The 23,392-nt window shown below is 68.3% G+C and carries 21 protein-coding genes; 9 read left to right on the top strand and 12 right to left on the bottom strand.

Annotation, left to right across the window (positions count from 1 at the left end; translation table 11 throughout):
* Positions 1-85 precede the first annotated feature (85 nt).
* Positions 86-691 (bottom strand): TetR/AcrR family transcriptional regulator, encoded by a 606-nt coding sequence (locus tag AB5J62_RS08775; RefSeq protein WP_370947634.1) that lies wholly within the window; start codon positions 689-691, stop codon positions 86-88.
* An 80-nt stretch (positions 692-771) separates the two neighbouring features.
* Between AB5J62_RS08775 and AB5J62_RS08770 the strand changes: the two genes are divergently transcribed.
* Positions 772-1,638, top strand: a complete 867-nt coding sequence (locus tag AB5J62_RS08770; protein ID WP_370947633.1) for an alpha/beta fold hydrolase — start codon at positions 772-774, stop codon at positions 1,636-1,638.
* Between the two features lie 92 nt (positions 1,639-1,730).
* Entirely contained in the window at positions 1,731-2,126 is a 396-nt protein-coding gene (locus AB5J62_RS08765) for a hypothetical protein (RefSeq protein WP_370947632.1), read from the top strand.
* Between the two features lie 37 nt (positions 2,127-2,163).
* Here AB5J62_RS08765 and AB5J62_RS08760 read toward each other — a convergent pair whose 3' ends face one another.
* Positions 2,164-3,402: a PucR family transcriptional regulator gene (locus AB5J62_RS08760; RefSeq protein WP_370947631.1), complete on the bottom strand. Its 1,239-nt coding sequence runs from the start codon at positions 3,400-3,402 to the stop codon at positions 2,164-2,166.
* 86 nt (positions 3,403-3,488) lie between these two features.
* Between AB5J62_RS08760 and AB5J62_RS08755 the strand changes: the two genes are divergently transcribed.
* Positions 3,489-4,334, top strand: coding sequence for an SGNH/GDSL hydrolase family protein (locus tag AB5J62_RS08755; protein ID WP_370947630.1), 846 nt, complete (start codon positions 3,489-3,491; stop codon positions 4,332-4,334).
* Between the two features lie 189 nt (positions 4,335-4,523).
* Here AB5J62_RS08755 and AB5J62_RS08750 read toward each other — a convergent pair whose 3' ends face one another.
* The 6 genes from AB5J62_RS08750 to AB5J62_RS08725 form a co-directional block, all read right to left on the bottom strand.
* On the bottom strand, positions 4,524-5,774 hold the full coding sequence (locus AB5J62_RS08750) for an ATP-binding protein (RefSeq protein WP_370947629.1): 1,251 nt from the start codon (positions 5,772-5,774) through the stop codon (positions 4,524-4,526).
* A 102-nt stretch (positions 5,775-5,876) separates the two neighbouring features.
* Positions 5,877-6,842 (bottom strand): LLM class F420-dependent oxidoreductase, encoded by a 966-nt coding sequence (locus AB5J62_RS08745; RefSeq protein ID WP_370947628.1) that lies wholly within the window; start codon positions 6,840-6,842, stop codon positions 5,877-5,879.
* Positions 6,839-8,047: an acetyl-CoA C-acyltransferase gene (locus AB5J62_RS08740; protein ID WP_370947627.1), complete on the bottom strand. Its 1,209-nt coding sequence runs from the start codon at positions 8,045-8,047 to the stop codon at positions 6,839-6,841. Before AB5J62_RS08740 ends, AB5J62_RS08745 begins: the two co-directional genes overlap by 4 nt.
* On the bottom strand, positions 8,044-9,261 hold the full coding sequence (locus AB5J62_RS08735) for an acetyl-CoA acetyltransferase (protein WP_370947626.1): 1,218 nt from the start codon (positions 9,259-9,261) through the stop codon (positions 8,044-8,046). The genes AB5J62_RS08740 and AB5J62_RS08735 overlap by 4 nt, the downstream gene beginning before the upstream one ends.
* 4 nt (positions 9,262-9,265) lie before the next feature.
* Positions 9,266-10,879, bottom strand: a complete 1,614-nt coding sequence (locus AB5J62_RS08730) for a class I adenylate-forming enzyme family protein (RefSeq protein WP_370947625.1) — start codon at positions 10,877-10,879, stop codon at positions 9,266-9,268.
* Positions 10,876-12,348 (bottom strand): carotenoid oxygenase family protein, encoded by a 1,473-nt coding sequence (locus tag AB5J62_RS08725; protein ID WP_370947624.1) that lies wholly within the window; start codon positions 12,346-12,348, stop codon positions 10,876-10,878. The genes AB5J62_RS08730 and AB5J62_RS08725 overlap by 4 nt, the downstream gene beginning before the upstream one ends.
* 121 nt (positions 12,349-12,469) lie before the next feature.
* Between AB5J62_RS08725 and AB5J62_RS08720 the strand changes: the two genes are divergently transcribed.
* From AB5J62_RS08720 to AB5J62_RS08710, 3 genes are all read left to right on the top strand, one after another.
* Positions 12,470-13,441, top strand: a complete 972-nt coding sequence (locus AB5J62_RS08720) for a winged helix-turn-helix transcriptional regulator (protein WP_370947623.1) — start codon at positions 12,470-12,472, stop codon at positions 13,439-13,441.
* Positions 13,442-13,551: 110 nt separating this feature from the next.
* Positions 13,552-14,931 (top strand): glycoside hydrolase family 28 protein, encoded by a 1,380-nt coding sequence (locus AB5J62_RS08715; RefSeq protein WP_370947622.1) that lies wholly within the window; start codon positions 13,552-13,554, stop codon positions 14,929-14,931.
* A 10-nt stretch (positions 14,932-14,941) separates the two neighbouring features.
* Positions 14,942-17,386 (top strand): glycoside hydrolase family 31 protein, encoded by a 2,445-nt coding sequence (locus AB5J62_RS08710; protein ID WP_370947621.1) that lies wholly within the window; start codon positions 14,942-14,944, stop codon positions 17,384-17,386.
* A 414-nt stretch (positions 17,387-17,800) separates the two neighbouring features.
* Here the strand turns inward: AB5J62_RS08710 and AB5J62_RS08705 are convergent, their stop codons facing one another.
* Positions 17,801-18,289 carry an SgcJ/EcaC family oxidoreductase gene (locus AB5J62_RS08705; protein ID WP_370947620.1) on the bottom strand — a complete coding sequence of 163 codons (489 nt, stop codon included), beginning with the start codon at positions 18,287-18,289 and terminating at the stop codon, positions 17,801-17,803.
* A gap of 146 nt (positions 18,290-18,435) precedes the next feature.
* On the opposite strand from AB5J62_RS08705, the gene AB5J62_RS08700 reads away from it, so the two are divergent.
* A complete protein-coding gene (locus tag AB5J62_RS08700) occupies positions 18,436-18,621 on the top strand; it encodes a DUF5302 domain-containing protein (protein ID WP_091294399.1) in 186 nt (61 codons plus the stop codon).
* Here AB5J62_RS08700 and AB5J62_RS08695 read toward each other — a convergent pair.
* Positions 18,618-19,550: an MBL fold metallo-hydrolase gene (locus AB5J62_RS08695; protein WP_370947619.1), complete on the bottom strand. Its 933-nt coding sequence runs from the start codon at positions 19,548-19,550 to the stop codon at positions 18,618-18,620. The two genes, AB5J62_RS08700 and AB5J62_RS08695, sit on opposite strands and share 4 nt — an antisense overlap.
* 84 nt (positions 19,551-19,634) lie before the next feature.
* Between AB5J62_RS08695 and AB5J62_RS08690 the strand changes: the two genes are divergently transcribed.
* Positions 19,635-20,579, top strand: coding sequence for a LysR substrate-binding domain-containing protein (locus AB5J62_RS08690; RefSeq protein WP_370947618.1), 945 nt, complete (start codon positions 19,635-19,637; stop codon positions 20,577-20,579).
* On the opposite strand, the gene AB5J62_RS08685 is transcribed toward AB5J62_RS08690, so the two are convergent.
* Positions 20,564-21,364, bottom strand: coding sequence for a serine hydrolase (locus AB5J62_RS08685; protein WP_370947617.1), 801 nt, complete (start codon positions 21,362-21,364; stop codon positions 20,564-20,566). The genes AB5J62_RS08690 and AB5J62_RS08685 overlap by 16 nt on opposite strands.
* On the bottom strand, positions 21,361-22,428 hold the full coding sequence (locus tag AB5J62_RS08680) for a Glu/Leu/Phe/Val dehydrogenase dimerization domain-containing protein (RefSeq protein WP_370947615.1): 1,068 nt from the start codon (positions 22,426-22,428) through the stop codon (positions 21,361-21,363). Before AB5J62_RS08680 ends, AB5J62_RS08685 begins: the two co-directional genes overlap by 4 nt.
* 197 nt (positions 22,429-22,625) lie before the next feature.
* Between AB5J62_RS08680 and AB5J62_RS08675 the strand changes: the two genes are divergently transcribed.
* On the top strand, positions 22,626-23,363 hold the full coding sequence (locus AB5J62_RS08675) for an alpha/beta fold hydrolase (protein WP_370950216.1): 738 nt from the start codon (positions 22,626-22,628) through the stop codon (positions 23,361-23,363).
* The last annotated feature ends 29 nt before the right edge of the window (positions 23,364-23,392 follow it).

Genomic DNA, 23,392 nt, shown 5'->3' with positions numbered 1-23,392 from the left:
ACATGTTTACACCCCCGGTGCCTCGAGGGGGGAGGTGGGCACCGGGGGCCCGATCAGGATACGACAAAACTCTGTCAAGGTACTGTCATTCGCCCAAGATCTCGCCCAACCGGTGGGCCATGCCGTCCAAGGTGCGATTGATCGCGTACTGGTAGAGCTTCGCGTAGTACTCCTCGGCGTCCACCGGGTTGCGGTCGTCCTCCATGGACACGAACTGAGAGGCCGTACAGAGCAACGAGTTGTAGGCCATCAGGGCCTCTTCACCGAAACCGGCTTCGGTGAGCAGCGCGGTGCCCGCGGTGATGAACCGGTCTGAGCCCTTGAGTCCCGGGCCGAACAGCGCCAGCCGTCGCGCGGAGCCGGGATATCGGCGCAGCACCGTCCGCATCCCGCCGAGCAGCTCGGCGAACCACTCACGCCAGCCGAGCCGGGGATCGGGTGACGGCAGCTGCGCGAGCACGCGCTCGGCGACCGCCCGCACGACCGCCTCGCGGTCGCCGACATGGTGGTAGATGACGGCGGGATAGGCGTCGACGGCCGCAGCGAGCTGACGCAGAGTCCAGTTCTCCAGCCCGCGCTCGGCGGTCAAGCGCATAGCCGCCTCGACGATCCCGTCTGGGGTGACGGCGGGCAGGCCGGAGGCGACGCGGGAACGCGATCGCGCCGGGGGGCCTGAGGACGGCAACGACATGTGAGAACAGTAACCGTGCGCTGCCCCCTGTTGCCAGGTTGCCAGTTTCACGATCTGCGTGAGGATGGGAACATCGGCGCATGCCTCGTCTGCGCTCGAACGGCCTCGAACTCGAATACGACACCTTCGGTTCCCCGGCCGATCCACCATTGGTGCTGGTCATGGGCCTGGGCGCGCAGATGATCACCTGGGACGCCGACTTCTGCGCGCTGCTCGCGGCGGAAGGTTTCCACGTGGTCCGCTTTGACAATCGTGACATAGGCTTGTCCGAATACCTCGACGATCTCCCGTTGCCGGATCTGCAGGCCATCGCAGCCGGTGACCGGTCAACGGTCCCCTACGTGCTGTCGGACATGGCCTCCGACGTGGCAGGCGTGCTCGACGCGCTGGGCTTCGAAAAAGCACACATCGTGGGCGCGTCGATGGGCGGCATGATCGTGCAGCAGCTCGCGATCGATCACCCTGACCGGCTGCTCAGCCTGTGTTCCATCATGTCGACGACCGGCGATCCGACCGTCGGCCAAGCCGATCCCGCCGCGCTGCAGGCATTGCTGCGGCCGCCCGCGGTCGGGCGGGAAGCGTCGATCGCGCAGAGCGCGGACACTTTGCGCATTCTCAGTTCGCCCGGATTCCCATCCACCGAAGAGTTTTTCGTCGCGAAGGCGACCAGGGCGTACGACCGCGCTTATCACCCGGCCGGGGGAGCCAGGCAGACGGCGGCGGTCGTCGCGTCACCCGACCGGACCGCGGCGCTGGCCGGCGTCCGGGTGCCGACGCTGGTGATCCACGGCGAGGCCGATCCACTGGTCGGCGTCAGCGGCGGGAAGGCGACCGCGGCGGCGATCCCCGGCGCGGAGCTGCTGATCGTCGCGGGCATGGGCCACGACCTGCCGCGTGGTGCGTGGCAGACGCTGGTACAGGCCATCGCGCGCAACGCGAACGGGTAGCGCGTCAAGAATGTGTCAAATTCCGCGGTGTATGCGTAGAGAAACCGCGTAAATACGACTCGTGCCCGCCCGTACGGGGTTGGGGTAGTCGGATGACTCGGATCGACGCAGGATTCGGTTATCCGCTCGGCTTCGTGGCGACCGGGGCCACCACGGTGGGCACGGTCTCCGCCAACGCGACCGAGCATCATCTCCGCTCACTGGCCGCGCTCGCGGTCGTGGTGTGCGCGATATCCCTGTTCACCAGAGCGAGAGCCGGGCTGGGCACGGCCACCGTGGCGTGGGCGTTGCACAGTGGCTTCGTGCTGGGCCGATCGGGCGAGATCGTGTTCACCGACGAGGCGGGGATCGCGGCGATGGTGCTGGTCTGCGCGGGCGGCTCCGGAATACTCAGAACGGCGTCACAACGCGCGGCGCGGTGGCGGAAAGGGGAATCCGGCAGGAAAGCATGGGGATACGCGCAGGCCTGGCCGTCGCCGGGGCATTGACGCTCGCCCGCACCGGAACGGCCTGGGTTTCTCGGCTCTAGGTGGCCGCTCGACGAGCCGCCAACGCCGCGGTGAGCCGCGGGATTCCGGCCGGATGCGTCGGATCGATGCCGGTCAGCTCGTGAATCCGGCGCAGCCGGTAGTCGACGGTGTTCGGGTGGACGTGCAACAGGCTCGCGGTGCGACGGCGATTGAGGTCGTGCGCGAGATAGCACTGCGCGGTTTCGAGCAGATCCGGATGCGCGTCGAGTGGTTCCAGCAACGCGGCCAGCCGATCACGGGCGACCCCAGGTCGCGTCAGCTGGTATTCGACGAGAATGTCGTCGAGCCGGTACAGGCCAGGCGCACGGTCGAACCAGCGTACGACGTCGAGCACGTCGGCCGTCCTTGTCGCAGCAGCAGGAACAGCCGCGGGCTCGGCGAGTTCCAGCGCGGCGGTGATCGGCGCGCCCGCTGAGCGGCTCGCCCGTTCGATGACCGCCGTCCAGCGCGTCCAGTCCACTTCGGACAGTTCGGTCGGCACGAGCACGACTCCGCCCACCCCGTCCACTGAGGACAACGCGCTGCCCGCGGTGGCGTGGTCGAGTTCTCCCAGCAGCCGCCTTACCTTGCGGCGCAAGGCGATCGCCGCGTCGACACCGGGCATCGCCTCGTCCGGATGCGGCCCGACGGCCAGGCTCAGCACGAGATAGCGCGCGGGCGGCATGATGCCCGCTGACCGGAAGACCGCGTCGGCAGGCCCGCCGTCCAGCAGCGCGGAAAGCAGTGTGCGGCGGGCATTGTGCTCCTGGCCGACCTTGGTGCGCACCTCGTCGAGATAGCCGGACGTGACCGCGGCGGTGATCGCTTCGAGGAACCGCAGCGCCCGCTCATTGGCGGCGAGCACGTCCGCGAGATCACCAGGACACGCGTCGGCGGTCGCCGTTCTCAAGATCTCGCGCACCCCGACGTGGTAGGCGGAAAGCACCGCCTCGAGCGGAAATCCCTCCTCCGCGCGGCGCGCGGCCGACTGGCCGACCTGCGCCAGCTCTTCGGCGTTGGGCGCCCGCTCTTCCCGCAGACCGCGGATGAACGCGCGCAGCACGTCCTGCGAGATCGCCGCGATGTCGCCGCGCAGCTCCTCGATCGGCAACGTCCGGTACGCCGCCACCTCCTGCTGGATGCGCACGAGTATCCGGCCGACCAGGTCGGCCAGCCGGGTGGCGAGCAGATCGTGGATCGGCACCCCGCCGACGCTGAGCCGCGCGCCCGGCTTGTGATCGGTCACAAATTCCACGTCCCGATTCTGCACGAGAAACCAGTCAAGCCAGCTGACATCGAAGTCGATGATGTCACCGGAGACAACGAACGCAAGGAGGATTCGTGACGAGTCGACCGTGGACAATGCTGTTCACCGGCCTGCTGGCGACGGCGGCGCTGGTTTCCCCGGCCGCCGCGGCGGGCACCGAATACGTGGCACTCGGCGACTCGGCGGCCGCCGGGCCCCTCATCCCGCCACAGGACCAGAGCTCACCCGGCTGCCTCCGCACACTCGTCGACTACCCGCACGTCGCAGCCACGAAACTCGGCGCGACACTGAAAGACGTCACCTGCTCCAGCGCCACCACCGCGGACCTGACGAGCTCACAGCAGACCTCGAGCGGCCCGGTCGCGCCCCAGTTCGACGCGCTGAGCCCGTCGACGAAACTGGTCACGCTGACCATCGGCGCCAACGACATCGCACTGGTCAGCGCCGCACTGACCTGCCTCAACCTCGGCCCGTCGCCACTCGGCCAGTCCTGCGAGGCCCGCTTCACCGCGGGCGGCCACGACCAGCTCGCCGACAAGATCACCGCCTTCGAAGCCAACTGGGGCACCGCGCTCGACGGCATCCGCGCCAAGTCCGCCAACGCCGCGATCTATGTGGTCGGCTACGGCACCTACCTGCCCCGCAACGGCTGCTGGCCCACGGTTCCCGTCTGGTCCCGCGACGCGAACTACCTCCAGGCCACCATCGGCAGGCTCAACGCCGCACTCGCCCGCCAAGCCGAGGCACACGGCGCGACCTACGTCGACGTCGCGAGCGCGAGCGTCGGCCACGACACCTGCCAATCCCCTGCTTCGAAGTGGTTCGAGGGCATCATCCCGACCGCGGTCGCCGCACCCCTGCACCCGAACAAGCAAGGCATGGCAGGAATCGGCGCCTACGTCGCCTCGAGGGTTTCCTAGTGTTCCGTGATCCTGCTGCCTTGCGGCGCTGTGGATCCACGTGGTTCCTGGCGGTGCCGGGGAAAATCCCTCGTACCGGGTTGTACTCGGGGTTTTCCCCGGTGCCGCCAGGGGCCGCGTGGGCCGCAGCGACGTGAGGCAAGCGGGATCACGGAACACTAGGGTCGTTTAAAGCCCGAAAGATGGTCGTTACGGTTTGAGGTTCCAGAGTGCGTCCAGAGGCACTGCTCGGATCTTCTCTCCGAATGGCAAGGTTTGTTGACCGGTGTACAGGACATAACCGGCGACGAAGCGATCTCCGAGGGCGTTGGCGAGATTACGCAAACCGGCGAGATCGTCAGTGCGCACCGTCGTTCCCGCTTTGACCTCAACTCCGATCACCCTGCCATCCGGCGTCTCGATGACTGCGTCAACTTCTAGCTTGTCTTTGGTGCGATAGTGAAATAGCCGTCCTCGTTCCTCCGCCCAGCTAAGCTGGCGAGCAAGCTCCATGACGACGAAGTTCTCCATCATGGCTCCCGCGGCACCCGTCGGTTCACCCAATCGGGCCGGGTCTTGACCTATGAGATGGCATGCGATACCCGTGTCGACGAACGCGAGTTTCGGCGTACCCACCGCACGTCGCGTCTGGCCACTTGCCCATGCTGGAATGCTCTTGATGAGGAAAACCGAGGTCAACAAACCTAGATAGCGGATCAACGTGGTTCTGGGTATACCGGACTGAGCAGCGAGCGCTGATGGCTCCAGCAGGCCTCCGGCACGCCCGGCGAGAAGTGCTATCAACTTGAGCAAGTCACCATGACGTTCGATACTCGCCAATTCCAAAACGTCACGTTCGATCAACGTCGAGAGGTAGGAGTCGAAAAAGGCAGTCCGGCGACGCGGCGTGCGGCGAACTGCCTCAGGGAAGCCACCCACAACCAGGCGCTCCAAATAATCCCGACGCCGCAAGGCTGATGAATGGTCAATCTCCGGGCCGTGACGAAACGCGGCATCCACGAATCCGTCGGGACCTCCGTGCATCTCGCCCTGGGAAAATGGCCACAGTTCGAGCACCTCCATCCGGCCGGGCAGGGCGTCGGGGAGAGTTCGCATGGCAAGAATGCGCGATGAACCGGTCAGAAGATAGCGGCCAGGTGTCGGATCCAGGTCCACTGACACCTTGATCGGCTGCAGGAGTTCAGGGACCAATTGGATCTCGTCGATGACCATGAGGCTGTCATGCTCAACGAATCCAGCAGGATCGTCCTGGGCCGAACGCAGCGTGGCCGGATCGTCGAGCAACCGGTGCACTGTCGACCGATTGTTGGTCGCGAGCCTGGTCAGAGTGCTTTTGCCAGCCTGACGAGCCCCGTTGACCAAAACGACACGCGTGTCCCCCAACGCCTCACGCACGAGAGACTCGGCACGACGTGGGATCAAAGCGGCGGACTCGGACATAGCGCCAGTATGCCTTACCGGCAAGATCAACGGTCATCTGGACGGTGCGTACGTGGTCATCTGGACGGTACCTTTGTGGTCATCTGGCCGGTACACATGTGGTCATCTGGACGCCGCAGCATCGTTCACCAGCTCGCGGAGACCGGCGAGGGTGGCGGCGCCCGCTGGGTCGTCGTCGGTGCAGGCCGGGACGATGGCGAGCTCGTCGATGCCGGCGGCGGCGTAGGCGGCGGCCTGGTCGCGGATCTGGGTCAGGTCGCCGACCAGGCCGATCGCCTGGATCAGCGAGACGTCGATGACTTCGAGCAGTTCGCGCGGATGCGGGCGGGTGAGCGCGAAGTCGACCAGTGCGCCGAAACCCTCGGCGCGGAACATGTCCGCGTAGCCGGGTGCGGCGAGGTAGCCGACGATCCCGCGGCGAAGCTGGTCCAGTGCGGCGGGTTTCGGGTTCAGCGCGCCGACCACCCAGGCGGCCACGCGCGGCGGCTCGGTGCCGAGGCGTTTGGCCGCGTCGTGGAGGTCTTCGACGAGCCTGCCGGCGGTCGCGGGGCTGACGAGGTTCACGACCATGCGGTCCGCGTGCGCCGCGGCGGCTTCGACGGCGGACGGGCCGAATGCCGCGATGGTCACGCTCGAACGGGGTGGTGCCACGCGAAGGCGGTAGCCCGAGGCCGCTTTCTTGCCATCCAAGAGTTCGCGGACGACCTGTGCCGACTCGCCGAGCGCGGCGGCCGCGCCCTTGCGGGAACGGCCGTGCCAGTCGCGCACGACCACGTCGCTGGACGTGCCGAGTGCGACGTCGACGTGGCTGCCGGTCAGTGCCGCGACGGACGCGGTGCCCATCGCGATCATCGTCGGGTCCCGCACGGTCACGGGCAGCGGGCCGAGCGTCAGGCCGAGTTTCGGTGCTGCCGCGCCGATCGCGGTCGCCAGTGCGAAGACGTCCCAGGTGGCCATCTCGCCGATCCACAGCTCGTCGTAGCCCGCGGCCTCGGCCGCGCGCGCGGTCGCCAAAGCCTCCTCAGGGACCCGATCCTGCCACAGCCCCAAGGTCACCGCGTACTTCACGCCACACGCTCCACCAGCATCGCCGTCCCCGATCCGGCGGCGCCGCTGATCGCCACGACGCCGTACCTGCCGTGGCGCCGGTCCAGCTCGTCGACGCAGCCGGCGAGCAGTATCGCCCCGGTCGCGCCGAACGCGTGGCCCATCGCGATGGTACCGCCGTTGGGGTTGAACACTTCCTCGGAGAATCCTAGTTCCCGCTGGATCTTCACGCACAGCGCGGCGAACGCCTCCGCGAACTCCATCACGTCCACATCGGACGGTGCGAGGCCGAACCGCTCCAGCACCCGCACGGTCGCGTCCTGCCCGGAGAGCAGCATCCGGACCGGGTCGCTGCCCGCGCTCGCCGCACCTTTGAGCAGCGCGCGAGGCGCGAGCCCCAGCCGTTCCGCGGCGGCGGACGAGCCGAGCAGCACGACGCCCGCGCCGTCGGCGACCGAAGGTGACGTGCCGCGCGTGTGCAGGTGCCGGATCATGTCGAGTTCCCGCAAATGCCGCAGTACCAAGCCATCCTGGCCGGTGGCGCCGAGTTCGGCGAACGCGGGCGCGAGCCCGGCGAGTCCTTCGGTGGTGGTGCCCGGCCGGACATGCTCGTCGTGTGCGAGCGCGACCTCGCCGGAGTCGTCGACGATCGGCACGAGCGAGGCGTCGAACCGGCCGTCCTTCCACGCGGCGGCCGCGAGCTGCTGGGTGCGGACGCCGTACGCGTCCAGTTCTTCCCTGGTGTAGCCGAATTCGGTGGCGACGGTGTCGGCCGCGATTCCCATGTGGACGGACCCGATCCTGGCGACCACCGACGGATCGGTCCATAGTGGACCACCGTCGGTGAACATCGGCACCCGCGAGACGGACTCGACGCCGCCCGCCAGTACCACGTCCGCCTCGCCGGAGCGGATCATCCCGGCGCCGATCGCGATCGCGTCCAGGCCCGACGAGCAGAACCGGTTCACCGTCATGCCCGGCACGCTCGACGGCCAGCCCGCGTCGAGCACGGCGGTCCGCGCGATGTTGCCGCCCTGTTCGCCCGCTTGCGAAGCGCAGCCCAGTATCACTTGATCGACCGAGTCCGGCGTGATCCCGGCACGCTCGACGAGCGCGTTCATCACCTGTTCGACCAGCGACAGCGGCGTGACTCCCGCCAACGCACCGCTGCTCGACGCCTTGCCACGCGGCGACCGGGCGGTCGCGAGTACGTAAGCGTCGGTCATCGGCTGACGACCAGGGTGACGACCGTGGTGAACGAGCCGCCGACGTTGAGCGTGAGCGCCGTCCGGGCGCCGTCGACCTGGATCTCGCCCGCGGTCCCGGTGACCTGCCGCGCGGCGTCGTGCAGCATGCGCACACCGGTCGCGCCGACCGGATGGCCGAGCCCGATCAGCCCGCCACTCGGGTTGACCGCCAGCGGACCCGACAGGCCGCCGTCCGCGATGAACCGGCCGCCCTTGCCGGGATTCGCGGCGCCGAGATGTTCCAGCGCGACCAGCCCGGTGATGGTGAAGCAGTCGTGCAGCTCGACGAGATCGAGCGCTTCCGGGCCCGCGATGCCCGCGCGCTTGTACGCGTCGGTCACGGCGCCGCGCAGCTGCGGGAACAGGTAGTCGGCGTCCGCGGCTCGCTCCAGTTTCCCCGCCAGTCCGAGATGCGCGGTGCGGTGGCCGAACCCGCTGATCACCGCGACCTCGTCGAGGTCCCGGCCGTGCCGCCGCGCCCACTCGGCGGCGAAGGCCGGTGACGCCAGCAGCACGGCGGCCGCGCCGTCGGTGATCCGGCCGCAGTCGTTCTTGCGCAGCATGCCCTCGACGACGGGGTTCAGCGCGTCGTCCTGGCCGAACGAGCCAGCGGGGAACGACCACTCGCGTGACTGCGCGAGCGGGTTGCGCGCGGCGTTGCGGAACGCGTTCTCGGCGAACGCGCCGAGGTGCGCGTAGTCGAGCCCGTAACGCTTGTCGTAGGTCTCGGCCACGTCGGCGAACAAGGCGGGCCAAGGGAATTCGGCCTCCAGCGCCTCGTGCCCCGCCCAGGCGGCCGACCCGAGATGTTCCGCCGCGGTCCGGCCGTCGGTGTTGCGCATCAGCTCGACACCGACCACGAGCGCGAGGTCGTAGCGCCCGGATTCGAGATCGGCGCAGGCGGCGAGCACCGCGGTGCTGCCGGACGCGCACGCCGCCTCGTGCCGCGTGCTCGCGATCCCGTCGAGCCCGGGTACCGCCGCGACCAGCAGGCCGCCCAGCTGCGCCTGCCCGGTGAACAGTTCGGCGGCGAGGTTCCCGACATGCGCGACGCCCACCTGTGACGGGTCGACGTCGGCGTTGATCAGCGCCGACGGGACCACCTCGGTGAACATCTCGAGCAGTCCCCGGCCCTCTTTGGTGAAGTTCCGCGCGAAATCGGTCTGCGCGCCACCGAGCACGAAGACGGTCATGAGGTCACTCCCTCTCCGCGAAACGCTCTCGCAGCCGTCGTTTCACGATCTTGCCGACGGGATTGCGCGGAAGCTCGTCGATGAACTCCAGTCGTTCCGGCAGCTTGAATGACGCTATCCGACTGGCACGCAGGAATTCTACGAGTTCTTCCAGGTCTGGCTCGCGTTGTCCGGCGACGACGACGGCACAGGCGCGTTCGCCGAGCACCTCGTCCGGCACCCCGATGATCGCGACGTCGGCGACGTCCGGATGCGCCGCGAGCAGCCCTTCGACCTCGGCAGGCGAGATGTTCATCCCACCGCGGATCACCAGATCTTTTACCCGGTCAACGTGTTTGAGGAACTCGTGCCGTTCGCCGTCGATCTCGAAGACGTCGCCGGTGCGGTAGTAGCCGTCCTCGTCGAAGGCGGACTGGTCCAGCTCCGGCCCGTCGGCGAGGTAACCGGCGAACACGGTCGGGCCCGCCAAGCGAAGCTCGCCGGGGATGCCGGGTTCGGTGACCCGCTTCCCCGTGACGACGTCGTGCAGGCGCACCGAGGTCCGGTCCGCGACCGGCGTCGACCAGCGCACATCCGAGGCGTAGTGCGGGAAGTACGACGCGCGCTGCTCGGGATCGGGGATGTCGCGCGGGTCCGAGATCAGCGGGATGCCCTCGTTGGAGCCGAAGAAGTTGATGATGTCGATGCCGTGGCGCTCCGACCAGGTCCGCACCATCCACGGGCTCAGCGGCGCCGAGCCGGACCCGATCTGCCGCAGCGACGAGATGTCCACTGTGGACAAGATCTTTTCGTTGTGCAGCAGCATGGTCAGCAACGCGGGCGGGGCGACGGTGTACGTCGCGCGCTCCTGCGCGATCTGCTGGAGGAACACCGCGAGGTCGAACGGCTGATGCGGGACGAAGACACTGCCGGACATCAGCCACGGCAGCAGCATCCCGCCGATGCCTGCCATGTTCGTCAGCGGGAACGGCGAAAGCAGCACGTCATCCGCGGTGAGCCCGGCCGCGAACCGGGTTCCCTCGGCGATGGCGAGCCAGTCACCGTGACACCGGGGCACCGCCTTGGGCTCGGCCTCGGTGCCCGAGGTCCAGCAGATCGTCACGCAGTCGTTGACGTCCGCCTCGTGTACCGGCACCGGCCCGGCCGGCTCGTCCTCCACCCTGGTGAGGACGAACCGGACGGACGGCACTTCGGCGCAGGCCCGCGCCGCCTGCTCGGCGAGCGCGTCGGAGGTGATCAGCCCGACCGCGCCGGTGCGACGGCACATCGGGCCGATCTCGTGTTCCCGGTACGACACCGGGAACGGCGTCACGATCGCGCCGATCCGGACGATCGCGAGCAACGCGCGCACGAGCGCCGCCGAGTTCGGCAGCTGGACGGCGACCACGTCCCCTGCTCGCACCCCGCCGGCGAGCAGGGCCGCGGCCAGCCCGTTCACGTGATCATCGAGATCACGCCAGGTCCACCGCACCGGATCGCTCAGGTTCGGCGGGTCGACGAGCGCGAGCCCGGCCGGGGCTTCGCCGGCCCTGGCCCGGAACAACCCGTCGATCGTGTCGGCGCTCCACCATCCGCGCGCCCGGTACTCCGTTACCCGTTCTTCTGGATGGCATCTCATCTGGTGAGGTTATCCAGCTGGTCCGCGCGAACCCAGGTCGCGTGAAAACCGAGCGGAACCCGCTGGGGCAGAAGGACCCTGGCCACGGGCCCGGCAGCGAGATCGGCGGCGTCGAAGATGTCCAGTTCCGAGCGCCCCTCGCGCTCGTCCTGCACGAACGTCACCAGATAGCCGTCGGCGTCGTCACCTTCGGCCGCCCCGTCGCGTGGCGCGAACGGGGCCTCACTACCCCACCGGCCCGGACCGAACGAGTATTCGGTCTTGGAGCCGGCCACAGTGTCGTACCGCACCAGGCCGTCGAAGAGCAGCGTCGACTCCGGCGAGATGTGGACGTTGTAGGCGTAGCGGGTGCGGCGGCCGATGGCTCGGGCGTCCACGGTCGGGAACTCCGTGTTGTCGTCGTCGAGCTGCGACTCCGCGCACAGACCCGTACGCAGGTTGAAGCGATAGCGGTGCAGCGAGGCGTCCAGCCGCAGATACGAGAGCATCTTGGCGAGCGGCGTGGCCGCGTCGGCACGTGGCTGCGGGCGCGAGACGCGGCAGACGTCCATGATGATCTCTTCGCCCTGCTCCCAGGCGTTGACCACGTGGTAGATGTAGCAGGGGCTGGCCTCGAACCAGCGGATCTGGTCGCCCGTCCCGTAGCGCGGGAGCACGCCGAAGCGTGACGGCATCCCGCGGTCGAACTTCAGCTTGTGACGACCGGCTTTCGCGGCCTCGAAGTCCTGCACCAGCGGAAGGTCCATCAGGATCGCGAAGTTCTCGGTGATCGCCATGTCGTGCGGCAGGCGCGGGCCAGGCAGCTCTATCTCGGTCGTACTGGCGACCTTGCCGTCCGCGCTCACCACGCCATAGCGCATGTACGGCGGGCGGGGTCCGTAGTCGAACCAGAACATCTCGCCGGTGCGCTCGTCGACCTTCGGGTGGGCCATCATGTCGCCGACCAGCGTGCCGAGGAAGTCTTCCGCGCCAAGGGTTTCCAGCGAGAGCGGGTCGATCGAGTACGGCGAGCCGCACATGTACCAGGTGGCGAGCAGCTTGCCGCGGTGGAAGACGAGGTCGGTGTTGGCGTTGTCCTTGAGCCCGAGTCCGTGGTGGTTGCCGAACGGATTGTCCTTCGGGCTCTCCATCACGCCCTTCCAGAGGCCCTTGCCCGCCTCGGACTCGGCTTCGAAGGCCTTCGTGCGGACCCAGCGGTTGCGATAGCGGACCTTGCCGTTCTCGAGGTGGACCGCGTGGACCATGCCGTCGCCGTCGAACCAGTGATAGCGGCCCTCCGGCTGGAAGCGCGGATTCGGGCCGTTGCGCAGGTACACACCGTTGAGGTCGGTCGGGATCTTGCCGATGACCTGCAGATCCTCCGCGTCGATCTCGGTGTCGACCGGGGCGTAGACGCCGAGCAGATACGGATTGGCTTCGTCGCCGGGCGTCCGAGCCACCATCAACGGCTGTTCGGAGGTGCTGGTCATCGCGGATCTCCCTCGACGTGATGTCCCCCGACACTACGATTTCTGTACCCAGCCGTCAATAGGCTCCTTTTGCTGTAGCCAGCATGTAGGCTGAACGCGCGACAACCCAGAGGGGACCTCGGTGACAGAAGCACCAGCGCGCCGCGTCCGGCCTGCGGGCGACCCACTTCGCCGTGCGCTCGAACTGCTCGGCGACCAGTGGACGCTGCTCATTTTGCAGAGCTTTTTCTTCCGCTACCGGCGCTACGAGGAACTGCGGCTACGGCTCGGCATCTCGCCGACGGCACTGTCCGGCCGCCTGCGCGACCTGGTCGAAGCCGGAGTCCTGATCCGCACCCCCTACCGCGACGCGCGCCGCACCCGGCACGAATACCGCCTCACCGAGCGCGGTCTCGCGCTCTGGCCACTGCTGGTTTCGATCTGGTCGTGGGAACGCCAGTGGGTCGACGGCCGCCGCGAGGTGCTGCCGACGTTGATCCACGCCGACTGCGGGCTGGCTACAGCAGCGCCGCTCGGCTGCGTCCACTGCGTCCGCCGCGTCGACGCCCGTGACGTCCGCGCCCGCCGCCTCGACTCGACCGGCGTCGCCGCCGCGACCGCGTCCAAGCGCTTCCGCCGCAAGGACGCCGAGGCGCTGGCGTCGGATCCGCTGCTGTTCTTCCCCGACACCATGGAACTCCTCGGCGACCGCTGGTCGACCGGCATCGTGGTCTCCGCGCTGCTCGGCGCCCGGCACTTCTCGGAGTTCGAACGCGAACTGGGCATCGGCCCGAGCGTCCTGTCCGACCGCCTCACCCGCCTGGTCGAACTCGACGTCCTGCGCACGGAGACCGCCAGCACCCGCACCGACGCCCGCGCGTACCGGCTCACGGCCAAAGGCCTCGCCTTCTTTCCCGCGCTGGCCTTCATCGCGGAATGGTCGCGGGAGTTCGAGTCGCCAGGCCAGGACCCGGACATCACCCTCACCCACGTCGAATGCGACGAGCGGCTGCGCCCGATCCTGATCTGCGAACACTGCGGCCACGAGCTGGCGCGCGACGCGGTGCGCTGGTCCGGCCCGGTCCCCTACCCGGACCGAGAATTGGGCTCGTGAGTGTTTTAGCCGGTTAGAACCGGCCGTACCACTCACGACCTCTGGACACACATCATATACCAGATACTATGTCCGAGTTGTCCTTCCGCCACCGCAGTTGGGAGCGACTCGTGAATCCCTCACGCCGGGCTTTCCTCGCCGGGACCGCCGCGCTCGCGGCGCTTCCGTTCGCCGGCCAGACCGCTGAAGCGTCGATCTTGGATCCGTGGCACAAGGTGCCTTGGCTGCTCGCCAGGATCCGGCCGCCGCGGTTCCCCCATCGCACCTTCGACGTCACCAAGTTCGGTGCGGTCGACGGCGGCGTCACCAAGAACACCGAAGCCTTCCGAAGAGCGATCACCGCGTGCCATCGCGCGGGCGGCGGGCGAGTGGTCGTGCCGGCGGGCACCTTCCTCACCGGGCCGATCGAGCTGCTGAGCAACGTCGACCTGCACCTGGAAGCGGGCGCGACCGTCACGTTCAGCACCGAGCCCGCCGACTACCTCCCGGTCGTCCGGGTCCGCTACGAAGGCACGCTCTGCTACAACTATCGCCCGTTCATCCACGCCGACGGCGCGTGCGACATCGCGATCACCGGGCAGGGCACGCTCGACGGCCGTGGCCCGCAGGGGCCGTGGTCGAGCTTCGGGAGCAACAACGCCGACACCGCCTTGCTGCGCAAGATGGGCAACGACGGCGTGCCCGTCGAGCAGCGCGTGTTCGGCGAAGGCCACAAGATCCGGCCGAGCTTCATCGGGCTCTACAACTCCCGGAACATCCTGATCAGCGGCGTCGAGATCAAGAACCCGCCGATGTGGTCACTGCACCCGGTGTTCTGCCAGAACGTCACCGTCGAGAATGTCACCTTCCGCACCACCAACAGCCAGGGCGACGGCGTCGACCTCGATTCGACGCGGTACGCGCACATCGTCGGCTGCCGGATGGACACCAACGACGACTGTGTGGTGATCAAGTCCGGCCGTGACGTCGACGGCCGCCGGGTCGGCATCCCGACGCGCGATGTCGTCGTCGAGCGCTGCAAGTTCTCCGGCAGGTGGGGTGGCGTGACCGTCGGCAGCGAAATGTCTGGCGGCGCGTACGACATCTTCGCGCGCGACTGCGAGATCAACGCGCCCGACTTCCCCGGCCGCTACCCGATCAAGCACGCGCTCTACATCAAGACGAACACCGACCGCGGCGGAGTCGTCGACGGCATCCACCTGCGGAACATCCACGGCACCGGCGTCGAACGCGAGGTCCTGTTCGTCAGCATGCTCTACAACGGCGGCGGCACCGCGGGCGTGAACCCGGTCATCCGGAACATCACCGTCGACGGCATGAAGATCGACGGCGGCAAGATCGCCGCGAGCTTCACCGGGCTGCCGGACGCGCACATCGGCAAGGTCCGCGTCACCACCAGCACGTTCACGAACATCGCGAGCCCGAACGCGATCACCAACACGGACGACCTGACGTTCCGCGACAGCACGATCAACGGCCAGCCCGCCTGAAAGGATCGGCATGCGCCTGCACAGAACACTGGTCGCGGGGCTCGTCGCGCTGCTCGTTGCCGGCGGCCTGACCGCGACGACCTCGGCCGCGGCCCCGGACGCGGCCCACGGCGACTTCGCCTGGACCGCGACGAAAGCCCCCTTCCAACTGAATTTCACTCAGCACCACAAACCGCTGATCGGCCAAGCGCCGGGCTCGGCGACCGGCCCCGGCAACCGGCTGTCCTATCTGCTGGCCGACGGCACCACCCACCGCGCCACGGATCTGCTTGCGACGCAACGAATTCCCGGCGGATCCCGCTACCAGGTCGCCACCGACGAAGCCACCCGCACCGCGCAGGTCGACGTCACCCGGACACCACGCGGCCTGCGTGTCGCCTGGACGCTCACACCCGACACCGGGGTCACTCAAGTATACGAAGCGTTGACCGGAAATACCTCCGAACACTTCCTCGGCGGCGGCGCGTCCTCGCTCTTCGTTGACCTCAAAGGAAAAGTCGTCTTCAACAAGGCGATGTTCACCGGCGCGTCGACGCTCGGCAAGTGCAACCAGAGCGGTGCGGCGAGCCCGTTCTTCCTGAGCTCACAGGGTTACGGCGTCTATCTGGACACCACCGCCACCGGCCGGATCGCCTTCCCCGGCGCGGCGGAACCGTTCCTGACCTGCGACACCAACCCGCCGCTGTGCCCGGTCACGCTCGGCGTTCCCGACCGGACGCAATTCTGCTTCAAGGACAACAAGCTCGCCTACGAGATCTACGCGGGCAACCCGGAACACGTGAGCGCGCAGTACTTCGCGAAGGTCGGCCTGCCCGTGCTGCCGCCGGCGCGTCAGTTCGCGTCGATCAAGTGGCGCGACAAGATCCTCAGCCAGAACGAGGTCATCGAGGACATGGTCGAGCTGCAGAAGGCGGGGATTCCGCTCGACACCATCTGGATCGACAATCCGTGGGAGCAGGGCCCGGAAGGCACTCCCGTCGGCACCGCGTGCATCGGCGCGCTGAAGTTCGACAGCCGCCAGTTCCCCGATCCCCAGGGAATGATCGACACCCTGCACGCGCATGGTGTCCACTTGGGAGTGTGGGTCGCGCCGTTCCTCGCGAAGACCGCGGGCGGGCAGCCGTGCCCGCACGACTATCCCGAGGGTTCGTTCGTGGTGTCGGACAAGAACACCTGGGACATCGACCTGACCAACCCGGTCGCCCGCGCGCACTACCAGGCCAAGCTGGAGAGCGTGTTCCGCATGGGCGTCGACTTCGTCAAGGGCGACCGCGGCGACGAGAACGACCTGGAGCTGTCGACCTTCCAGGGCGGGCCGGGAACCTTGGTGCACAACAGGTATCCGCAGCTCTACGCCGAGACGGTGGCCAACGCGCTGCGCAACGTCCACGGCGACGACTACACGATGCTCTTCCGGTCCGGCTATCCCGGCATGTCGACCGTGCTGCGCGGGTTCTGGCAGGCGGACGCCGACATGAGCTTCGACGGTCTGCGCCTGACCACCCGCCGCGCGATCAACTCGTGGGGCGCCGGGCATCCCGTGCAGGGCTCCGACACCGGCGGCTACCGCAAGGTCGCGAGCGACTCGCCGAGCCCGACGCTGTTCACCCGCTGGGCCCAGCTTTCCGCGGTCTCGCCGGTCTTCGAAGTCGGCGGCCCCGGCCGCAACGCGACGCCGTGGGTGTACGACCCGGCCACGGTCGACCGCTTCCGCAAGTCGACGATCCTGCACTACGAGCTGTTCCCCTACCTTTACGAAGAGGCGAAACGCGCTTCACGGACCGGCACGCCCATCAACCGTCCGATGGGCTTCCAGTACCCCGGCGACGAGGAGGCGTGGAAAGCAGACCAGCAGTTCATGATCGGCTCCGACCTCCTCGCCGCACCGGTCACCGCCGACCGCGCCGAGGCCGACGGTGCCGCGGGCCTGCCCACGCCGGTCGACGTCTACCTGCCACCCGGCCAGTGGATCGACCTCTACGCGGGCAAGGTCGTCGAAGGTGGCAGGCACGTGGTGCGCGAGTCCACTTTGGACGACTTCCCGCTGTACCTGCGTGCGGGTTCGGCTGTCGCGTTCAACTTCCGGAGCCCCGAGCTGTTCGAGAAGGCCTGGGGACTCAACGACCTGGACCGCAAGGACCGCGCCGGCTGGCTGGTCTCGCCGGACGCCTCGGCCTGCGTCGACAGCCCGTCCGGCGGCAAGCTCACGACCTGGCGGTTCGGCCGGACGCTGACCATGACGGTCACCGGCGCACCGGCCGAGACGGAACTGCTGATCCCGTCCGTCCCGGCGGGCGCGCGGGTGCTGATCGACGGCAGGCCTGCCGATCAGTCGACCGTCGAGCAGCTCCGCGCCAAGCCGACCGGCTGGACCATGGCCACCGGCGAGTTCCCCGGGCTGGCCGTGAAGCTGCGGCCTCGGCACGGATTCTCGACGGTGACCGTGTACCAGTAGTCGTGAGTGGTATTGCCGGTTATTGAGGGGAAAGGCAAAGGTGGCGCGGCGGTAGCCGACTTCCGCCGCGCAAATGGGGCGTCGGAGGACTCCGCAGTCTGACCTTTTGTCCGCTTTAGGCTTCTTTGAGCATATTCTTGGGCTGGTTGGGTCGCTTCGGATGACGTGAACGCCTCGTTCGCAACGTCGTGCGTTGCGAACGAGGCGTTCACGTCATCAGTCGGTGTGCACTGGTGGGTTGTGCGGGGTTTTCGGCCACTGAGCGGCCGAAAACCCCGCACAACGGGCCCTTCGCGCAGCGGCGAGCGGGCTGACGATGCGGTGTTTGAGCCGTCAGATGGCCCAAACGCCACATCGTCGAAGCGCCGACCACGCCATGTTTGACTTTCCGCCCAATAGAACCGGCAATACCACTCACGAGCTTGAGGGCAGGGGGACCACCCTGGTGTTCTGGAACGACGCCTGCAGCCAGCGTCCACGCTGCTTGACCAGCACGTTCGTGTTCCTGGACAGTGACCCGTCCCGGCAGTCGGTCTCGCCCGCGTTGATCAGGCAGGTGTCCCTGACGATGATCACCGCGTCCGGCTCGAGGTAGCGGACGTGCTCGGTGACCGGCTTGATCTTCGACCCCTTGATGAAGTTGTCGAAGTAGTACTGCATCCCCTTGGCGATGCCCTCGCGGGTCTTCAGGTAGTCCCCGTTGAAGGTGACCAGGTCCGCGTCGGCGGTGAACGTCGCGGCGAACGCGGCGCCGTCCCCCTTCGCCCACGCGGCGATCTGGGCGTCGCGGACCCGGTCGAAGGCCGCCTGATCACCGTGCCCGGCCGGTTCTGCGGCCGCCGAAGCCGTCACGATCCCCGTCGCCGCGACCAGCACGGCCATCCCCACCAGCAGTTTCCTCATCGTGCGCTCCCCTGTTCGCCCTATAAGTAGCTCCACTACATATAGCACAGCTACGCATCGACGTGACACGTGTCGAAATCGACTCGCCATCCACCCCGACAACTGGAAGGCTGGGCCTGATCCACGTCGTCACCTCGGAGGTAGCCATGTCTGAACCCACGCCGTCGGAAAACGACGGAGAGGACGACGTCAAGCGCAGGTTCAAGGAAGCGCTCGAACGCAAGCACGCGAAGGCCCGCTCCGGCTCGTCGCACGAGAACGGGGGCGGCAAGAACCAGCACGCCCACGGCCCAGCGGCGAACAAGCGCACTTTCCGGCGTAAGAGCGGCTAGGGCGTAAAGGTCTGCAAGTGGTCCACGACCACGAACCTGCTCGACGGGCTCGCCTTGGCGACGGCCTCCCGCAACGGGGTCAGGCCGCCGTAGTCCTTGGCGGGCTCGTCCAGCGGGAAGTCGAAGTCATCCCAATGCGTCGGCACCACGTAAGCCGGGTTGCCCAGCGTCCTGAGCAGGCGTGACGCGTAGTCGAAGACCTTCCCGCCGCCGGCGGGCATGAGCAGCACGTCCGGGCGCAGGCCCGCGAGCTCCGACTCGACGTAGTTCGAGCCGCCGAAGTTCAGCACGCTGAGTCCACCACCGCTGACCTGGTAGGACAGCGTGCCACCCTCCACCAGATCCTTGATCCGCTTCGGCACGTCGCGACACGACAGCGTCCGCGAACCGGGGAACGGCACCTGCGCGCGCGGCCCGACCGCCGAATGCAGCGAACGCACCACCCGGATGGTGTAGCCGTCGAAGGTCAGATACTCCCCACCGCTCGCGACGGCGAGCTGGTCTTCCGGAGCGCCTAGTGCCTTCATAAGGCTTAAGTGAGTCTCGGTGCCCAGCACCGTCGCCCCGGTTTTCTTGGCCAGGTAAGGCACATCGGTCAGATGGTCGTAATGCCCGTGGGTGACCAGGATGTGGTCGGCACGCAGCTCGCCGCTGTCGACGTAGCGATCGATCAGCTTCCTGTTCACCTCGAGCAAGGTGTCCGGGTCGGCGCCTTCAGGGCGGTAGGTGCCGGTCTTGAAGCGGGTGAGCCAGGGGTCGATGAGCACCCGCTTCTCCCCCAGCCGGATCTCCCAGCTGTTGTTTCCCCACCAGCGCAAGGAGAATCCGGTGTTGCGCGGCGCGGCCGCGGCGGGCTGCGCGCCGGCGAGGACCGCCGCCGCGCCCGCGCTCACGCCGAAGAGTCCTCGCCTGCTGATTTTCTCGGTCATGACGGCGAAGGAACCACAGCGCCGACACCGCTGTCCAAGATCACGAAGTCGGCTTGTCGATATGTGATCGGCTATCGTCGCAGCGTGGACACCTTGCGATCGCTGCGCTACTTCCTCGTGGTCGCCGAAGAACTGCATTTCGGCCGCGCCGCGGACCGGCTCGGCATCGCCCAGCCGCCGCTGAGCCAGCGCATCCGGCGGCTCGAAGCCGACCTGGACGCACGGCTGTTCGACCGCGGCAGGCACGTCGAACTGACCGAAGCCGGTCAGCTACTGGTCGCCGAGGCCCGTGACCTGCTCGCCCGCTGGGACCGCGCGACCACGCTCGTCGCCAAGGCCCATCGCGGGGAGACCGACGCGCTGCGGGCAGGTGTCCCGCCGGAGCTGCCCGGCCGGACGCTGGCCGCGATCCTCACCGCGTTCGGCGAGCACTGCCCCGGTGTGCGCCTGGACTTGCAGGAACTCAGCAGCGCGGAGCAGGTCCGACTGCTCGCCGACCGGCAGCTCGACGCCGGTCTCCTGCAGCATCCGATCGATGTCGTCGGCTTGGAGCTCGGCGCGGCCGTCGACACCCCGCTCGGCGTCGTGCTGCCCCGCGACTCACCACTGGCCAGGCGCGCCGAACTCGGACTGGCCGAGCTCGCCGGTCAGGGCCTGGTGATCTTCCCGCGCGCCACCTCGCCTGGCTGCTACGACCGCTTGCTGCGGACCTGCTGGGAACACGGCTTCCGGCCGACGCGGATCCACCACGCGCGCAACCCGGAGTTCGTGCTCGGGCTCGTGCTCGCCGGGCAGGGTGTCGCCTTCGAACCGGTGGCACGCAAGGAACCCGGGGTCGTCTGGCGGCCGCTCACGGACTCGCTCAGCATGAGCATGTCCTTCGCGTGGCCCGCTTCGAGCGCGCATCCGCAAGCCTCGCGCTTGGCTTCGATAGCCATTCGCGTATTGGAGGGCGACGGCGTCTCGCAGGTCCTGCCGGAGCCCGCGCCCGGGGTCCGGCCTTGGGACGCTTTCTACGCGCGCAGCTGATCGACGGCGGTCCGCGCGGCGGCGCCGATCGCGCGGTCGATATCCGGCCGCCGTCCGGTGTACCGGCCGGTCGTGAACACCGCGATCGCGTACTGCTCGCCGTCCGGATAGGTGACGACCCCGATCTCGTTGCGGATCTGCGGCAGGGTGCCCGTCTTGCCGGCGTAGGCGACGTCGTCGTCGAACGCGGCGGCGACGCGGTACCAGTTGAGCTGGAAGCCGAGCAGGTCCCTGACCTGGCGGCACGCTTCCGGCGGGCCCGCCTCGTCACGCCAGACGAGCTCGAGCAGCCTGGTCATCTCGCGCGCCGTGCTCGCCGTGGTGCGTAAGGGATCCAGCGCGCGGACGTCGCGGCCCTCGTCCTCGATGATGGTGCGCAGGACGTCCTTCGGCGCGCCGACGATCCGGGTCGAGGTGAGCCCCAGCTCGGCCATGAGAGAGCGGACGTTGCCGACGCCGACCCGGTCGAACAGGAGGTCGGCCGCGGTGTTGTCGCTGACGGATAATGCCGCCAGCGCCGCGTCGCGCAGGCTCATCTCGACGTCGTCGGCGCATCCCGCCATCCCCGTGCCGCCGAGCCGGTCGGCCGCGCGGGCTTTGACCCGGTCCGTGGGATCGAGCTGCCCGGCCGCGACCTGACGGGCGAATTCGAGCACCAGCGGCACCTTGACCACGGACGCGAGCACGACCGGCGCGTCGGCGTCCAGCGAGACCTCGGCCGTGGAACCGAGATGGCGGGCGTGCAGGAAACCCCGCACGCCCGCCTCGTCGAAAAGTTCGATCACACGGTAAGGATGGACCGCAGCCTGCCGACCTCGGACATCCGCCGCTCCGCGAGCCGGTCAGCGGCCGTCGCCGGCGGCACGCCGTCGGCCAGCGCCAGCGCGTACACGGCCTTCGTCGTGTCGAAGATTTCGGCGGTCTTGCGCTTCGCGCGGGCGAAGTCGAAGCCGTGCAGCTCGTCGCTGACCTGGATCACGCCACCCGAGTTGACCAGGTAGTCCGGCGCGAACAGGATGCCGCGGTCGTCGAGGAGCTTGCCGACGCCGGGGTGCGCGAGCTGGTTGTTCGCCGCGCCGCAGACGATCTTGGCCTTGAGCAGCGCGACGGTCTCGTCGGTGAGCGCACCGCCGAGCGCGCACGGCGCGAAGACGTCGACGTCCTCGCGGATCAGCGCGTCGGCGTCGGCGACGACCTCGACGCCCGGGTACTCGGCGAGCGTGCGCTCGATGGCCTTCGGCGAGACGTCGGTGATGACCACCCGCGCGCCCGCCTCGACCAGGTGACCGACCAGGATGTGCCCGACCTTGCCGACGCCCGCGACGCCGACCCGGCGTCCGCCCAGCTCCGGCGTCCCCCACAGCTGGTCGGCCGAGGCGCGCATACCCTGGTAGACGCCGAACGCGGTGAGCACGGACGAGTCGCCGGCGCCGCCGTCCTCCGGCGAGCGGCCGGTCACGAACCGCGACTCGCGGGCCACGATGTCCATATCCTTGACGTAGGTGCCGACGTCGCAGGCGGTGATGTAGCGCCCGCCGAGCGACTGCACGAAGCGGCCGAACGCGCGCAGCAGCGCCTCGGACTTGATCTTGGCGGGATCGCCGATGATGACGGCCTTGCCGCCGCCGAGGTCGAGCCCGGCGAGCGCGTTCTTGTAGGCCATGCCCTTCGACAGCGCGAGCACGTCGGCGAGCGCGTCGGCCTCGGAAGCGTAGGGGTAGAAACGGGTGCCGCCGAGCCCTGGGCCCAGCGCGGTGGAGTAGAGGCCGATGATCGCCTTGAGCCCGGAAGCTCTGTCGTGGCAGAAAACAACTTGCTCGTGGGCGTGGTCGAACACACCTTCGGTCACGGTGGTGACTCCTTTGTCTTCACCGGCGCGTGGCTTGTGGCGCACGCGCTTGGTTCCCGGTTGTCCGGATCCACCCGAGCGGGGAAGGTCGTTCCTCCGCGCCGGCGGTTCCGAAGAGCAACCTAGATGGCGGGCAGGCGACACGCCAAACGGGCCTCGCCCGGTTTCCCAAGTCCTGCCAGGATCAGTGCGTGCACATGCGAACCGAGACCACCGGTGACGGTCCCACGCTCCTGCTGCTCCACGGCCTCGGCGCCACCGGCGAGGTGTGGAACGGCTTCGAAACGCACCTGCGCGAGTCGTGGCAGGGAAGCTGGATCGTTCCAGACCTGCCTGGTCACGGCCGCTCCGAGCCGCTGGCGCGCTACACCTTCGGCGGGCTCGCCGCGGCGGTCGCGGCGGAACTGCCGGGCTCGGAGATCATCGTGCTCGGGCATTCGCTGGGCGGGGTGCTCGGGCTGACGCTGGCGAGCGGCTGGTTCGGCGTGCCGGTGCGCGCAGTGTGCGGGCTCGGGATCAAGGTGGAATGGACGCCGGACGATCTCGCGAAGGCGGCCGCCGTGGCGGCGAAACCGGCCCGGGTGTTCGCCACGCGCGAAGAGGCGGCCGAGCGATGGCTGAAGGTCGCCGGGCTGTTCGGCTTGTGGGACAACAGTTCTCCGCTGATCTCGCCCGGTCTGGTGTCCGGAGAGGACGGCTGGCGGACCGCGCTGGACCCGCTCGCGTTCGCCGTCGGCGCGCCGGACATGCACGGGCTCATCTCGGTGAGCAAGGGGCAGGTTCTGTTGGCTGCCGGGGAAAACGACCCGATGTCGCCGGAAACGCACCTGCGTGACTTCGGGGTCGACTTCGCCGTGCTGCCGAACCTCGGCCACAACGCGCACGTGGAAGCCCCGGACGCGGTACTCGCCCTGCTCAACCGCCATTTTTCCTGACGCCGGACGAAAACTGTCGTACCCCGGGT

The sequence above is a fragment of the Amycolatopsis sp. cg5 genome (genome assembly GCF_041346955.1).
GTDB lineage: Bacteria > Actinomycetota > Actinomycetes > Mycobacteriales > Pseudonocardiaceae > Amycolatopsis.
Note: the sequence above shows the minus strand (reverse complement) of the source record. Positions and strands in the feature narration are given on the sequence as shown.

What these genes read in the sequence shown, in the direction of transcription:
- AB5J62_RS08775 (WP_370947634.1), bottom strand. Translation starts at nt 691, where the DNA reads ATGTCGTTGCCGTCCTCAGGCCCCCCGGCGCGATCGCGTTCCCGCGTC.
- AB5J62_RS08770 (WP_370947633.1), top strand. Translation starts at nt 772, where the DNA reads ATGCCTCGTCTGCGCTCGAACGGCCTCGAACTCGAATACGACACCTTC.
- AB5J62_RS08765 (WP_370947632.1), top strand. Translation starts at nt 1,731, where the DNA reads ATGACTCGGATCGACGCAGGATTCGGTTATCCGCTCGGCTTCGTGGCG.
- AB5J62_RS08750 (WP_370947629.1), bottom strand. Translation starts at nt 5,774, where the DNA reads ATGTCCGAGTCCGCCGCTTTGATCCCACGTCGTGCCGAGTCTCTCGTG.
- AB5J62_RS08740 (WP_370947627.1), bottom strand. Translation starts at nt 8,047, where the DNA reads ATGACCGACGCTTACGTACTCGCGACCGCCCGGTCGCCGCGTGGCAAG.
- AB5J62_RS08735 (WP_370947626.1), bottom strand. Translation starts at nt 9,261, where the DNA reads ATGACCGTCTTCGTGCTCGGTGGCGCGCAGACCGATTTCGCGCGGAAC.
- AB5J62_RS08730 (WP_370947625.1), bottom strand. Translation starts at nt 10,879, where the DNA reads ATGAGATGCCATCCAGAAGAACGGGTAACGGAGTACCGGGCGCGCGGA.
- AB5J62_RS08725 (WP_370947624.1), bottom strand. Translation starts at nt 12,348, where the DNA reads ATGACCAGCACCTCCGAACAGCCGTTGATGGTGGCTCGGACGCCCGGC.
- AB5J62_RS08710 (WP_370947621.1), top strand. Translation starts at nt 14,942, where the DNA reads ATGCGCCTGCACAGAACACTGGTCGCGGGGCTCGTCGCGCTGCTCGTT.
- AB5J62_RS08705 (WP_370947620.1), bottom strand. Translation starts at nt 18,289, where the DNA reads ATGAGGAAACTGCTGGTGGGGATGGCCGTGCTGGTCGCGGCGACGGGG.
- AB5J62_RS08700 (WP_091294399.1), top strand. Translation starts at nt 18,436, where the DNA reads ATGTCTGAACCCACGCCGTCGGAAAACGACGGAGAGGACGACGTCAAG.
- AB5J62_RS08695 (WP_370947619.1), bottom strand. Translation starts at nt 19,550, where the DNA reads ATGACCGAGAAAATCAGCAGGCGAGGACTCTTCGGCGTGAGCGCGGGC.
- AB5J62_RS08675 (WP_370950216.1), top strand. Translation starts at nt 22,626, where the DNA reads ATGCGAACCGAGACCACCGGTGACGGTCCCACGCTCCTGCTGCTCCAC.